General features: G+C 42.6%; 12 protein-coding genes and 1 pseudogene. 9 read left to right on the plus strand and 4 right to left on the minus strand.

The annotated features are described in order from the left end of the window. The 7 genes and pseudogenes from V7L12_RS30710 to V7L12_RS30740 form a co-directional block, all read left to right on the plus strand. Positions 1-192 (plus strand): annotated as a pseudogene (locus V7L12_RS30710) (photosystem II D2 protein (photosystem q(a) protein)); the annotation flags it as partial. Positions 193-972: 780 nt separating this feature from the next. Further along, positions 973-1,254 (plus strand): 4a-hydroxytetrahydrobiopterin dehydratase, encoded by a 282-nt coding sequence (locus V7L12_RS30715; RefSeq protein WP_335090186.1) that lies wholly within the window; start codon positions 973-975, stop codon positions 1,252-1,254. A 497-nt stretch (positions 1,255-1,751) separates the two neighbouring features. After that, positions 1,752-3,485 (plus strand): iron uptake porin, encoded by a 1,734-nt coding sequence (locus V7L12_RS30720; protein ID WP_335090188.1) that lies wholly within the window; start codon positions 1,752-1,754, stop codon positions 3,483-3,485. Between the two features lie 448 nt (positions 3,486-3,933). Continuing rightward, positions 3,934-4,374: an RrF2 family transcriptional regulator gene (locus tag V7L12_RS30725; RefSeq protein ID WP_335090190.1), complete on the plus strand. Its 441-nt coding sequence runs from the start codon at positions 3,934-3,936 to the stop codon at positions 4,372-4,374. Between the two features lie 207 nt (positions 4,375-4,581). Next, positions 4,582-5,544 carry a cysteine synthase A gene (cysK, locus tag V7L12_RS30730; RefSeq protein ID WP_335090192.1) on the plus strand — a complete coding sequence of 321 codons (963 nt, stop codon included), beginning with the start codon at positions 4,582-4,584 and terminating at the stop codon, positions 5,542-5,544. Between the two features lie 15 nt (positions 5,545-5,559). Next, positions 5,560-6,261, plus strand: a complete 702-nt coding sequence (locus V7L12_RS30735; RefSeq protein WP_334820150.1) for a J domain-containing protein — start codon at positions 5,560-5,562, stop codon at positions 6,259-6,261. Between the two features lie 149 nt (positions 6,262-6,410). Next, the gene (locus V7L12_RS30740) at positions 6,411-7,283 is read left to right on the plus strand and encodes a 6-carboxytetrahydropterin synthase (RefSeq protein WP_335090194.1); all 873 of its coding nucleotides are present in this window, start codon (positions 6,411-6,413) and stop codon (positions 7,281-7,283) included. Between the two features lie 60 nt (positions 7,284-7,343). On the opposite strand, the gene V7L12_RS30745 is transcribed toward V7L12_RS30740, so the two are convergent. The 3 genes from V7L12_RS30745 to V7L12_RS30755 are packed head-to-tail and all read right to left on the minus strand — an operon-like array spanning position 7,344 to position 9,815. Next, positions 7,344-7,901 (minus strand): Uma2 family endonuclease, encoded by a 558-nt coding sequence (locus tag V7L12_RS30745; RefSeq protein ID WP_335090195.1) that lies wholly within the window; start codon positions 7,899-7,901, stop codon positions 7,344-7,346. 32 nt (positions 7,902-7,933) lie between these two features. Further along, positions 7,934-8,902 carry a PrsW family intramembrane metalloprotease gene (locus tag V7L12_RS30750; protein WP_335090197.1) on the minus strand — a complete coding sequence of 323 codons (969 nt, stop codon included), beginning with the start codon at positions 8,900-8,902 and terminating at the stop codon, positions 7,934-7,936. Continuing rightward, positions 8,895-9,815, minus strand: a complete 921-nt coding sequence (locus tag V7L12_RS30755) for a class I SAM-dependent methyltransferase (protein WP_335090199.1) — start codon at positions 9,813-9,815, stop codon at positions 8,895-8,897. Before V7L12_RS30755 ends, V7L12_RS30750 begins: the two co-directional genes overlap by 8 nt. Positions 9,816-10,144: 329 nt before the next feature. Here V7L12_RS30755 and mscL point away from each other — a divergent pair, with 329 nt between their 5' ends. Then, positions 10,145-10,576 carry a large conductance mechanosensitive channel protein MscL gene (mscL, locus tag V7L12_RS30760; protein WP_335090200.1) on the plus strand — a complete coding sequence of 144 codons (432 nt, stop codon included), beginning with the start codon at positions 10,145-10,147 and terminating at the stop codon, positions 10,574-10,576. A 127-nt stretch (positions 10,577-10,703) separates the two neighbouring features. On the opposite strand, the gene V7L12_RS30765 is transcribed toward mscL, so the two are convergent. After that, the gene (locus V7L12_RS30765) at positions 10,704-12,380 is read right to left on the minus strand and encodes a DUF3352 domain-containing protein (RefSeq protein ID WP_335090202.1); all 1,677 of its coding nucleotides are present in this window, start codon (positions 12,378-12,380) and stop codon (positions 10,704-10,706) included. Between the two features lie 409 nt (positions 12,381-12,789). On the opposite strand from V7L12_RS30765, the gene V7L12_RS30770 reads away from it, so the two are divergent. Beyond that, the gene (locus V7L12_RS30770) at positions 12,790-13,011 is read left to right on the plus strand and encodes a hypothetical protein (RefSeq protein WP_335090203.1); all 222 of its coding nucleotides are present in this window, start codon (positions 12,790-12,792) and stop codon (positions 13,009-13,011) included. Positions 13,012-13,375 lie beyond the last annotated feature (364 nt).

A 13,375-nucleotide genomic window follows, 5' to 3' on the forward strand; every position in this document is an offset into this window, starting at 1 on the left:
GCACTCAACCTGCGGGCTTATGATTTCGTCTCCCAAGAATTACGGGCGGCGGAAGACCCTGAGTTTGAAACCTTCTATACCAAAAACATTTTGCTCAACGAGGGTATCCGCGCTTGGATGGCTCCTCAAGATCAACCCCACGAACAATTTGTATTCCCTGAAGAAGTTCTACCTCGCGGTAACGCTCTCTAAGAATTCAAATTTGACCATGACCTGAATTAGGGTTGTGATTGGCAGAAATTGACACACCCAGATTAAAATAATCTCCTTGTAATCAGCCAATAAAGTGTCAATTTTCAACATTCTCCAGAAATCTCCCATCAAAAGGTGGGAGATTTTTTCTATATATGGTTAATATCTCTAAATTTATATGTTATATTAGGTATAGGTTCTGAACCCAGAGTAAATCCTCTGCCCTTTTGAAACTAAGACCGCTTAGGCAATAAGGAGGTGATGCCCATGATAGAAAGTAGTAAATGCATGGGTCATCAGGTTGCAGTTAGCCGGCTGCGTGCCGGGGCTGTTCTCTAAAAGTTAGCCTTAGTCATCTTTGAGATACTAAGTTAGCTCAATTAGCTAGGCAAGCTCGGAGTCCCTTCCGGCAGTCTGGTTGCAACCTGAAGACCCGCTAGACCGCCCTGACTTAGATCATCCGATCTAAATCAGGGCGGATAGTTTTTTATGGGTGATTTTGCTTTATCAATGGTTACTTTTGAAAAGTTAAATAGCGATGCCTGCCACTGACAAAGCCAACCCATTTAAGTTTTCTTAAAAAGAATAAATATCTTGCATTAAATCTTAGAGTCTGACTAGATGTGAGCAATAGTATCTCTCTGTCAAGTCTGATTTAAATCTAGACACACGCATTATTGTCCTAATTTATCCTCCCATACTTTCTGTGTGGAGAATAAAAGAGGTTTGCCTTTGTCAAAGGCAAATTGTAACAAAATATACAAATAAGATTTTCTTGATATGGCAGAGCTACTCACCGAAGCGGAAATTCAAGAACAAGTAAAGAGTCTGACAGATTGGACTATTGAAAACTCCAAGTTGGAGATTACCTGCACATTCAAAGATTTTGTTGAAGCAATTGAATTTGTCAATAAGCTGGTGGAGCCGGCAGAGTCAGCGGGACATCATCCACACATAGAGATTTCCTACAATAAAGTAGAGATTACACTCACAACACATGATGCAGGCGGATTGACGCAGCTAGACTTTGATCTAGCACGAGTGATTTCCCAGATCGACTAAGTGATTTCTTCTAAATCTTGCAGCAGATGACAGGAAGTCACCACGATACACGCTTTGTATAGCCGAGTCAGTGTGTTCTAACTGGCGTGAGATTTATACTAAGGGTAAGTGCAAGAAGCGATTTCTGATGGCAAACTGCTAAGTGTCTAAAGCTCTAAAGCTTTCAGCAATTTAGCCTGCGTAGAGAGTGAATGACCCAAACCCTACCGCCTGCTTAGATATTTAGATAAGTATGTGTGACAGTTATTAAGGCGATCGCTTCAATCTTGCCATCTAGATCGGATGTTTTATAATGTTATGATATAAAGATATGTTTTTGCATAAGTTAATCACATCAGTTTTTAACCCCAAGTTAATCGTTTATTAGCTTTGCAAAAACTAGAATTGTATTAGTGGCAACTATGTCTCATCCACAGGTTTGAATGAGATGTCGCATTTTCGAGAATTAGGTGCAACGAAATCAATTATCTAAACAAGGTGTGAGGAGTAAGGTAAAGATGTCTAATCTGTTGTGGAAATCCTTAGTGGTTAGTCCAGCAGTTTTGGGAGCAACGTTGTTAGTTTCGACAACAGCAATGGCAGCTCAAAACACAACCGCTGAAGTATCGCCAGCCAAACAACCCAGTGTAACTGAAGTTGCCCAACAGCCAGAAGTATTGGCTCAAACAACCATAGATCAAGTTAACCGCTATAGTAACGAAGGTAATCAAAATAACTCTCAGTCTCAAGTAACATCAGTTTCTCAATTTTCCGATGTACAACCTACTGACTGGGCATTCCAAGCATTGCAGTCCTTGGTTGAGCGCTATGGTTGTATTGCAGGTTATCCGAATTCCACATATCGCGGTAATCGTGCTTTGACCCGTTATGAATTTGCCGCTGGTTTGAATGCTTGTTTGGATCGGGTTAACGAATTGATTGCCACAGCAACAGCTGACTTGGTGACTAAACAAGATTTAGCGACCTTACAACGGTTACAAGAAGAATTTTCCGCAGAATTGGCAACCCTACGCGGTCGCGTAGATTCCTTAGAAGCGCGGACTGCTGAAGTGGAAGCGAATCAGTTCTCCACTACCACAAAACTAGTCGGTGAAGCTGTTTTTGCCGTTAGCGATGCGTTTGGCGGAACTACTGGTGACAACAACAATACTGTCTTTCAAGATCGGGTACGTTTAGACTTGCAAACCAGCTTCACGGGTAGAGATGTTTTGCACACTCGTCTGGCAGCAGGTAATGCAGGAGCCTTTGCGCTAACGGATGATGCTGGTGTTGGTATCAATACTGCTGAAGGCACACAAACATATCAAGTTGGTATAGGCAATGGTAATAACAGTGTCAGAGTAGACCGCTTGACTTATGAAGCTCCCATAGGCCCAGCCCAAGTTTACCTCGCAGCTAGTGGCGGACGGCATAGCCAGTATGCAGCTGTCAACAATCCTTACTTTTTTGACAACACTGACGACGGTGGTAACGGCGCTTTATCTACCTTTGCTTCTGAAAGTCCCATCTATCGGATTGGTGGCGGTGCCGGTATAGCGCTCACTCTACCCATTGGTAAAGGTGGCGGCATCTTGGGAAATAGCTCAATCACTGCGGGTTATTTGGCATCAGAAGCTAATAATCCTGGTCTTGGTACAGGTCTGACCAACGGTGACTATGCAGCTCTTGGACAGTTGAACTTTAGTGTTGGCGATCGCTTGGCTTTAGCTGCTACCTACGTCCACGGATATAGCGCCAGTGGTGCTTTATTCGACTCTGGTAGAGACGGAGCAACTGGAGCTTTTGATGTAGGTACTGGACAAGCTAACTTTTTAGGTAGTGCAGCAGCAGGTGTAACCCCATCTAGCAGCAACTCCTACGGTGTGTCGGCTGCGTTCAGACCCAGCGACAAACTGTCCGTTAGTGGCTTCGTCTCTTACCATGACGTCACAGGTGTTGGTGCAGGTGATGATTATGAAGCTTGGAGCTACGGTTTAGGGGTAGCCTTACCTGATTTCGGTAAAAAGGGTAACGTTTTAGGTGTTTTTGCTGGTGCAGAACCCTATTCCTTTAACCGCCCAGGTTTTGGCGGCAACAATGATATACCCTATCACTTTGAAGGCTTCTACAAGTATCGTGTGTCGGATAATATCTCTGTAACCCCTGGTGTAATCTGGTTGACTTCTCCTGGTCAAAACAGCGATAACGATGATGCTATTATCGGTACCCTCAGAACTACTTTCACCTTCTAGAGTGTTGATTATCTACTGACAATTTTGAACTCTATTTCTCCCCGCCATCAGGCGGGGTTTTTTGTTTTCAGTAGTAATAATGGATAAACCCCAGTAGTTAACCGGAGTATACTAGAAAAGTTAGGAGTTATGGCAGGTTTGATATGAATAGACCAGAGTAATGCCCACTCTACAAGTGACTTACGCCGTGAGCAGCTTTTTCTGGGCAAGCTTTTTTAGTAGAAGTTGGCGGTATAAAGCTAGATATTGCGTAGTATCTTAACTCTACCAATTTGAGATTTTGAATTTTGGATTTGAGATTGAAGAAAAAAGCGTTCGACTGAGCGCTCACGCCGTACCCCTCCGGGGAAGCAAGCTACGCGTAGCGTTCCGTAGGAAAGTCTCAAATCCAAATTGAATGGCTCCTAACTCCTAACTCCTAATTTCTACCCCTAACTTATTGCTGCTTGTGGAACTATCCTGTAAATCGGAATACGCAATTCTCGCCTTATTAGAGATCGCCGCTCATTACGAAAGCGGCGAACCGCTGCAAATTCGACAAATTGCAGCACAACAAAACATACCCGATCGCTATCTGGAACAGCTACTAGCAACCTTGAGGCGTGGCGGTATAGTTAAAAGTCAGCGTGGGTCAAAAGGTGGCTATCTGTTAACGCGAGAACCCCGAAAAATTATCCTTTTTGAGATTTTGGAATGTTTAGAAGGCTTAGAGGCACGGGCTGGTGAAGAAAATGTTAATTCCAAAAAAAGCATAGACAGTTCAGTCATAGAAGAAATTTGGCAAGAAGCAAGTCGCGCAGCAAATTCAGTGTTGCAAAAATATACGCTCCAGGATCTTTGTGAAAAACGAGATTCGCGGCGGCAATTAGATATCATGTACTACATTTAGTCAAGAGTGATTTGTCATTTTTTGATGACTAATGACCAATGGCTAATAACTAAATAATTAAGTAGGAAGACACAAATAAACTTAACTATATCAGTCAAGGGCAAAATAGCTAAAAACCTCTTCCCTCTTGCCCCCTGCCTCTTGCCTCCTGCCTTGTCCTAATTACAATTATTTATGTCACTCTACTTAATAACTAAGGACTAATTTATGCGAATAGCTCGTAACATTACAGAACTGGTTGGTCGTACCCCTTTAGTACAGTTGAACCGTATTCCTCAAACAGAAGGATGTGTTGCGGAAATTGTGGTGAAACTGGAAAGTATGAACCCATCGGCATCAGTCAAAGACCGGATTGGGGTAAGTATGATTAACGCTGCTGAAGAGGAGGGGCTAATTACTCCTGGGAAGACAATATTGGTAGAACCCACTTCTGGAAACACCGGAATTGCCCTAGCAATGGCAGCAGCAGCTAAGGGTTATCGATTAATTTTGACAATGCCAGAGACGATGAGTGGAGAGCGTCGGGCAATGTTGCGAGCCTATGGAGCAGAACTGGAACTAACACCAGGAATGGAAGGCATGAGTGGGGCAATTCAACGAGCGCAGCAAATAGTTAATACTACACCAAATACCTATATGTTGCAGCAGTTCCGCAATCCAGCTAATGCAAAAGTGCATCGGGAAACTACAGCGCTGGAAATCTGGGAAGATACTGATGGACAAGTCGATATAATTGTGGCAGGAGTGGGTACAGGTGGTACGATCACTGGTGTAGCAGAAGTGATTAAAGCACGCAAGCCTAACGCTAAGGCAATCGCAGTTGAACCAGCCAATAGCCCAGTTTTATCTGGGGGACGACCAGGCCCCCACAAAATCCAGGGAATTGGTGCTGGGTTTATTCCCCAAGTACTCAAGATAAAATTGATTAATGAAGTGATTACCGTCACCGATGAAGAAGCGATCGCTTATAGTCGGCGTTTGGCAAAAGAAGAAGGGCTACTATCTGGTATTTCCAGTGGAGCAGCTTTATGTGCAGCAATTCGCGTCGCCCAACGTCAAGAAAATAAGGGACGTTTAATTGTAATGATTCAGCCCAGTTTTGGTGAGAGGTATTTGAGTACACCGTTGTTCCAAGACCTGGAGGCAAGATTGGCCGCTAGCGTCAGTTAACGATACATTGAATTAATGGTCAATTCTAAGCACGTTTCTAACCATTACGAAACTCTCAAAGTTAGTCCAAGTGCCAGCCAAGCGGAGATTAAGCAAGCTTATCGCCGCTTGGTTAAGTTGTTTCATCCTGACAGTAATCAGCAAACAGCCGATCGCGAACAGATTATCCGCATCAATGCAGCTTATGAGGTCTTAGGCGACAACCAAAATCGTCGTAATTATGACCAAGAACTGCAAGATGACTCCCAAAAATTAAATAGCGATCGCCAACAGCGTACAGCATCAGCGCAAAATCATTACCAGACAAGACGAAAAACTGGACGGGATGTTGACGAGCAAGTTGAAGAATGGCTACGCCAAGTTTACCAACCAGTAAATCGCTTGCTTTGTACGATTCTTTATTCGTTAGAAGAACAAATGGAGCAATTAGCTGCCGATCCCTTTGATGATGAGTTGTTAGATGAATTTCAGGAATATTTAAAAACCTGTCGAGATGACCTCAAGCAGGCACAAATTACTTTTCGCTCCCTGCCAAATCCCCCTAGTCTCGCAAGAACAGCGGCTCACCTTTACTACAGCCTCGATCAAGTAGCAGATGGACTCGATGAATTAGGTTATTTTCCTTTGAACTACGATGAGCGTTATTTACACACAGGTCATGAACTATTCCGCATAGCTACGAGATTGCACTGTGAGGCACAAGCGTCTGTTACATAGTTATTGGGCATTGGGCATGGGTGAATATCGCTGGATGTCAAAGGACAAATGACAAATGACAAATGACTAATGACACATAACTTAGGAATTAGTTTATGCTGTAAACAGAAAAAGATTAAGAAATTTTAAATTCTGCTCATAGTGTGCTCATGCAATGCATTGTTAATCGCCGCGCCCAGTTTTCAGCAAGTCATCGTTATTGGTTGCCAGAACTGAGTGAAGCCGAAAATATTGAGAAATTTGGTGTTGGTTCTAGATTTCCGGGACACGGGCATAACTATGTTTTATTCATCTCCCTAGCCGGAGAATTGGATGAATATGGTATGGTGCTGAACTTGTCTAATGTGAAACATGTAATTAAACGGGAAGTTACCAGTCAATTGGACTTCTCTTATCTCAATGATGTGTGGGCAGAATTTCAACAAACTCTGCCTACCACTGAGAATATTGCACGGATTATCTGGCAGCGGCTAGCACCTCATTTGCCTCTAGTCCGCGTGCAGTTATTTGAACATCCTGAACTTTGGGCAGATTATATGGGAAACGCAATGGAAGCCTACCTCACCATCAGTACTCACTTTAGCGCCGCCCATCGGCTAGCTCATCCTAACCTCAGTAACGAAGAAAACACTGAGATTTATGGTAAATGCGCTCGTCCCAACGGTCACGGACACAACTACCATCTAGAAGTCACTGTCAAAGGTAAAATTGACCCACGTACTGGCATGATTATTGATTTAGGTGCCCTGAATCAAGTGGTAGAAGATTATGTGGTAGAGCCATTCGATCACACCTTTTTAAACAAAGATATTCCCTATTTTGCCGAAATTGTACCCACTGCTGAAAATATTGCACTTTACATTAGTAATTTACTGCGATCGCCTATTCAGGAGTTGGGAGCTAAACTTTATAAAGTAAAATTGATTGAAAGTCCGAATAACTCCTGCGAAATCTACTGCACGGAGTCTGAATCTGATTCAGCCACTGCATCCGTGAATCAACCAGTACTAGCACGAGTTTAGCTAATTGAAAATTAGGCATAGGACATAGGGAATCTATATCATGCCCATGCCCATGCCCAGCTAAAAAAGTTTACTTACTAAGCAATTAAAACCTGGTAGCAAAGGACTTGTCAGTTCATCTTGATTGAATAAAGTAGCTGCTAACTTTAATGCAGCCTGTTCGCGTCGATAAACCTCAACTTTCTTCTGTAGAGAATCGCAAATCCAATATTCCTGAACCCCTTGCACTGAGTACAGCTTTAGCTTTGTTTCCCTGTCACGTTTCTCGTTTTTTTCACCGGGAGATAAAACTTCTATTACTAACTCTGGTGCGCCCGTGATATGTCCAGCCTCATCTAGCAAATGTTTTAACCGTTCATGACTTGCCCACACCACATCAGGGATCACATTGTCCGAATCTGAGAAAATAATTCCAGGTGCGATCGCAGCTTTACCTAGACCAGTTTTCTCTGACCAATTGTTAAGAAGTGTAACAATATTGCCACAACTTGATTGATGATCCCAACTAGGTGATTTAGTCACAAAGAGTTCTCCATCAATAATCTCATAGCGATTTCTGCGATCGCCAGCAAATAGCTCTAGGTCAGCAGTCGTCCAACGCACTGGAGTTGTTTGCATAGAAACCTCCTAGCCTTTTCCTAAATCATATTTTAAAAATACCGACGACGGGCGGAATGTCGCAAATAGCGATAAATGCCCCACGCTAAAACTCCAAAAAAGAGATTTAGTAAAAAGCGACTAAATATAAACCACAAAATATAAGTGTCAAAAAGCTTTGACGGACTCAAAGGACTAATAGTCCTGACTAAGAGAAACAGCCCAAAAATAGCATTTCCACCCAGCACAAGGGTAAACAGCACTAAACTCCTCTGCCAGTAACGGCGCTGGGGTGTACGATCTGAAATCAGGGTAATTACAGGTTTACCTTGCACTTTTCGCAGTAATTGTTCTAGTCGCCAAAACATCCACAACAGAAACGGAAATAAACCATAACTTAGGAAACGTAGGGGTAATGAATAATTCCAACCACTAGATAGGACATTCACTAGGGCATGACAGATTACAGAATTTAGCCAAGCCCGAAAAATAAACTTTTTATCTCGATTTAACCGATTTTTAGAGGAAATATAGGTTCCTAATGCATATCCCCAAGGTGCAGAGAAGATAGCATGGACTGGCGTGCCGATGGTACGTTCAAAAACTGATGCTGTACCGTGGAAAAGGTAAATCCAGTTCTCTTCGGCAGTGAATCCAAGGGAAACGGCGATCGTGAAGAGGAAAACGCTAGAGTGAAGTAATCGATACTTGTGTTGCAGATAGTAAGTTGGGACAACAACCGCAGCCAATTTGCAGCCTTCTTCAATTGGGCTTATTTCCACAAGCTGCCGCAAGGCTACACCAGGAAGCCAACGTTTAATCTGTTGCCAGTCTACAAAAGAGTTCGCTACAGTTTCAAAAACCCATTCGAGTCTAAGAGCTAAAAGACCAGATATTGCCCCGATGATAAAGAACATCAGTAACTTTAACAAAGGTGGGGCAAATGGCACTCGACAGTAGTAGTAGGCTAGTAGCAGCAAGGGTGGTATTGCTGCCCACAATACTAGAGATAAATCAACCACTCACCTGAGCAATTACTGTACGGTGACGGTGGGTATTGTTGGTGATAGTGGGAGTTTGGAAACCCGCCTCAACAATAGCTTGCTCAATGTCTAAAGCAAAATATTCATCTAAATAAGGTTCAGTACTTTTGAGCAAAGTCAAAATGTAGGCTGGCATTTTCTTGTAAACTTCAGATTTGGGATTCATATCCATGATTGCCAAGTAGCCACCCGGACGCAGCAGGCGCCGCACTTCAGCTAAAATCTGTCGGGTTGCTGATTGGGGTAATTCGTGGCACATCAGGAAAATGGAAACTAAATCAAACGAGGCATCAGGTAGCCCGGTAGATTCAGCTTGGGCATGAAGCCAATTAATTTTAGCTTGGCGTTGCCCAGCGCGGTAGTTAGCAACAGCTAAATAGTAGGGAGATAAGTCCAAGCCTGTAATTTTGGCATAGGGATAAATTTCTTGTATGGTAAATGTACTCAAACCCACACCACAGGCCAAATCTAGGATGTCTTGGGGTTGATTGGGGATTTGCACTTTGAGGATATCGTGGTAACTTTGGCGCAGTTTAGCATCTCCTTGTGCTCCAGCATCTGGCCAAATTCCGGCATGGACAGTACGAGCAGCAACTTCTAGCTCCCAAGCCGCTTTCCAACAAAGGTCTCCACCTTCGTAGGCATGGAATGGTCGCAAATAGTATTCTGGGTAGGAAAGCTGAGGATTTTGTACTTGAGCGAGATCGTCCTTCCAATCACGCCCTTGTAGTGTTTCGACTTCTTGTGTCCAAGGCACACCAATTCTCTCGGCACGTTTAATCATCATTTGTCTAGCTTGATGCTTGGCTAGGTTGGCTAAAGGCTGGATTGCCAGTATGCCATTCACCAAGCGAGAAGCTAAACCAGGATTAGTGTTTACAGCAGCAGTCATAAATCAGTTTGCATTTAACAGCCTTTTCTACTTATGACATACTTGCTGGACGGCAGTCTAGAAATGAATTGAATTGTATAACGGCAGTCTGCCTCCTTTCCCTTGCTCTAAGCAACAAATATTATAGAAGGTTGATATTTGGAGAACAGCAAAGTTCTGAGAAGATGTGAATTATGCTGGTTTCCAATTTATATTTCTTTATCCAAGAATTTTATTCAAGACTGGTAAAATTTTGATACTTAGCAATATCTATCTCAACAGGGATGGCAAAAAGCTGAGTGCCATTTCTAAAGAAAATTACAGTAAGTTAAGCTTATTGAGAGTCAAGTATGGCCAGAGCAAGAAGAAGAGCAAGTGGCTTTTTAAAAGATTTTCAAGAATTTGCCCTTAAAGGTAATGTAGTTGACTTGGCGATCGCTGTGATCATTGGTGGTGCTTTTGGCAAGATTGTTACTTCCTTTGTTGAAGATGTGATCATGCCATTGATTAATCCCTTGGTTAGTTTTGCTGGCAAAGACTGGAGAACAATCACCATTAGTCCAGGAATCAAGATTGGTGAGTTTCTTGGCGCAATAGTTGACTTTGTAATCATTGCCTTAGTTTTATTTGTGGCAATTCGAGCCTTACAAAAATTCAAGAGAAAAGAAGAAGTCGCCGATGAACCCTTGCCAGATCCTAACCTTGTAGCCCAAGAAAGATTGACTGGCGCGTTGGATAGACTCAACCAAACCTTGGAAACTCGGAATAATCAAGTTTTGTAAGTGGGGAGTGGGGGGATGAGGGAGCAGGGGAGGCAGGGGATGAGGGAGCAGGGGAGCAGGGGAGCAGAGGAGAATAATCAATACCCAATACCCAATGTCCAATGCCCAATGCCCCATGCCCAATGCCCTACTTTACAGTAGGCTTGAGAGCTAGCAACATCTCTAATTCACTAGTAGATTTATCAGGGCTAATAGCGGTAAAACCAAGACCACGAATGGAATTCAGGATGGTAATGGTATCAGCGTTAGATGATACAAAACTATTGATCAGGGGCACAGTTTTAGTTTTATCCATATCTAGGTAGAAATAGCCTCCGTTAGGCTTTTGCAAAGAACCAGTAACGGCTTTGAAGGCGTCGCTAGTTTCGAGAGATGGATTTTTGCGATCGCTAACTGCGTCAGCAATTGGGCCACCAAGAGCTACAAATACAGTATCTTGATCTAGCCAACCATGTGCCAATAAAGCTCCTTGTCGGGGAATTTGCCATTCAGTTACGTCTTTACCACCGATATTTCTGTTGGCGACATTGATTTGTTGGGTTTTGGCAAGGGTATCCAATTTTGTTAAGGTGGCTTCGGCAGTTTTGCGATCGCTAGTATCAAATACCAAAGCACCTCCAAAACCAACATTTGCTAACACTCCTTGATTTGATGGAATCGCACCAAAGGCGAATTCCCCATTCATCCAGCCAAAAATATCCTTATCTAAGTCTAAATTGACAAATTTCAGTTGTCCTCGCGCTTGTTCCAGAGCTTGCTTCATTTCTGGATAATCTTTTGACTGCTCTACTAGCACTTCCCAACCACGGCTGATACCATTTCCGCTAATCAGAGCAAAGGTATCAGCAGGAAATTGCCCAACTATATTCCCAGGACTTGATTGATACTGAAATTTATTTAATTGCGGATCTAAATTAGCGATCGCTTTTACCCGCACTCCCGCATCATCAACACCAACACCCGCTACCACAGATTTTATCTGCTTCAGTTGCGTCAGGGTTTGTGGGGGTAACTGCTTTGCCTGCGGATTTCCAGCGGTTAATTGCTGTATCATTCCGGCATAGTCTGGTACATAAATTTGGGCAAGGCTGTTTTTAACATCCACTCCTTTAAGAATGCTGCTAGCACCTTCTTTATTGGCAAAAGAAGACTGTCCCTTAAACGTGTCAATTGCTTTTTCTACAGCTTGCTTTTCGGGGGCTAATACCAACTGACTATCATTTAAAACTACACTATACGTCGGCTTGCCATTTTGTGTAGTTTCGATAATTTTTTGACCTTGATAGTCAGATTCCTGTAATTTAACTCCTTTTTGTGACTTCAATTTGTTCGCAAAATTCAGGGCGCTGAGTTTGTCCTTAATTCCCACCACTATCAGGATATTTGATTCCTGCTGTAAATTTGTTGGTACATTAGTTGTCCCAGAGGGTACCTTTAACTGTGCCGGTTTTACAGGATTTGGTGGCAATACAGCAATCATCACACTACCAGCCCAAGGCTTTATATCTTTTTCATAAGAAACGTTACTGTCACTGAAAATTTGCTTATTGAAATCTTCCAGACCTTTTGCCACTAACTTTTGTGCTTCTGGAGTGCCAAACTGCTGTAATTTTGCCCAGGCTTGAGAGTCAGTAGTAATATAAGTTGCCATCAGTGCTGTTGAAGGTACTACTTTAGCACTGCCTAGAGCGTCTGAACTACCTCCTGGTGAGCCTTTAAAGTACGTATAAGCCGCTATACTTCCGGCGACAACGACGGCAGCACCAACAGCAGGAATGAGAAATTTTGATTTACTTTCAGGCATTTTGTTATCCTCTTTTGCTCAGATTGTCACCGAGATTTATACAAGTGTCACTGTAGAGTTTTCGGATTTATAATATTTTCCGCTAATCCATCGCTAGACTAACCCATGACAAAAGGATTCAGTAGCACGCTCGTTGACAAGCTGCACATCTACCTCCTACTTGCAGAAAATTGTTGCTTTTGACATCTATCATTAATCGGATACTAATCATAAAAATTCTCAGTTAAACTCATGTCTCAATCCGCAAACATCCAACTTAAAAGTGATTTTTCACTACAAATGGGTTTTTGCAAATTAAATACATAGCAATCCTATCTGATTTGTAAAAATTGCAAGGCTAAGATCCCCGACAACTCTTATGAAGTTGAGAATCTCATTGTTTACGAATGATTTCAGATTGCTATAGCACTTGGATCTCGCAGTCGATCTATACAGCAAACAAGCTAGCGATATCTACGACGGGGTACGCCTACGCCGATTTGTTAAAGGAGTTAAGAGGATTTGGGAAGTGCAACATCAATCTACAAGCCTAACCTGCGATCGACTTTTACGGGCGTTCGCCAGTATGGGAGTTTTTACGGAGACAGAAATCGGTTATTGTACTCTCACACAACTGGTATGCTGCATTTAGTTTCAACTCCAGTTGGTATTTACTGATAAAATTAGTAATCTTACAAATTAGCGGTCTAAAATTACTCTCAAAAATACTTCAACCAGATGAGGGGCGAATTTGCAAATGATATGCTGTTCATCTCAAACAAAAGAAGTGTTCAGCAGCAGCAAGCTATCCTAAGTTATAAAAATAATTAGGAGTATTTGTACTTAATGAGAATCTATCAAGGTGCAACAAGGTGCAAGAGACTCTTGACTCAATGCCAAAAAAGTGCAGAACATCAGCAAAAGTAAATGCAGGAGGGATATGGAAAAAATCCCAGGATCGGTAGCCGATCTGCGGAAGTTCGGGTGAGATTAATTTCAATCCCCCAATCCCAAAG

It is taken from the genome of Nostoc sp. (assembly GCF_036918245.1).
Taxonomy (GTDB): domain Bacteria; phylum Cyanobacteriota; class Cyanobacteriia; order Cyanobacteriales; family Nostocaceae; genus Nostoc.

Bases quoted from the DNA above. Each gene is read 5' to 3' on its own strand.
- V7L12_RS30715 (WP_335090186.1), top strand. From the start codon at position 973: ATGGCAGAGCTACTCACCGAAGCGGAAATTCAAGAACAAGTAAAGAGT.
- V7L12_RS30720 (WP_335090188.1), top strand. From the start codon at position 1,752: ATGTCTAATCTGTTGTGGAAATCCTTAGTGGTTAGTCCAGCAGTTTTG.
- cysK (WP_335090192.1), top strand. From the start codon at position 4,582: ATGCGAATAGCTCGTAACATTACAGAACTGGTTGGTCGTACCCCTTTA.
- V7L12_RS30735 (WP_334820150.1), top strand. From the start codon at position 5,560: ATGGTCAATTCTAAGCACGTTTCTAACCATTACGAAACTCTCAAAGTT.
- V7L12_RS30740 (WP_335090194.1), top strand. From the start codon at position 6,411: ATGCAATGCATTGTTAATCGCCGCGCCCAGTTTTCAGCAAGTCATCGT.
- V7L12_RS30745 (WP_335090195.1), bottom strand. From the start codon at position 7,901: ATGCAAACAACTCCAGTGCGTTGGACGACTGCTGACCTAGAGCTATTT.
- V7L12_RS30755 (WP_335090199.1), bottom strand. From the start codon at position 9,815: ATGACTGCTGCTGTAAACACTAATCCTGGTTTAGCTTCTCGCTTGGTG.
- mscL (WP_335090200.1), top strand. From the start codon at position 10,145: ATGGCCAGAGCAAGAAGAAGAGCAAGTGGCTTTTTAAAAGATTTTCAA.
- V7L12_RS30765 (WP_335090202.1), bottom strand. From the start codon at position 12,380: ATGCCTGAAAGTAAATCAAAATTTCTCATTCCTGCTGTTGGTGCTGCC.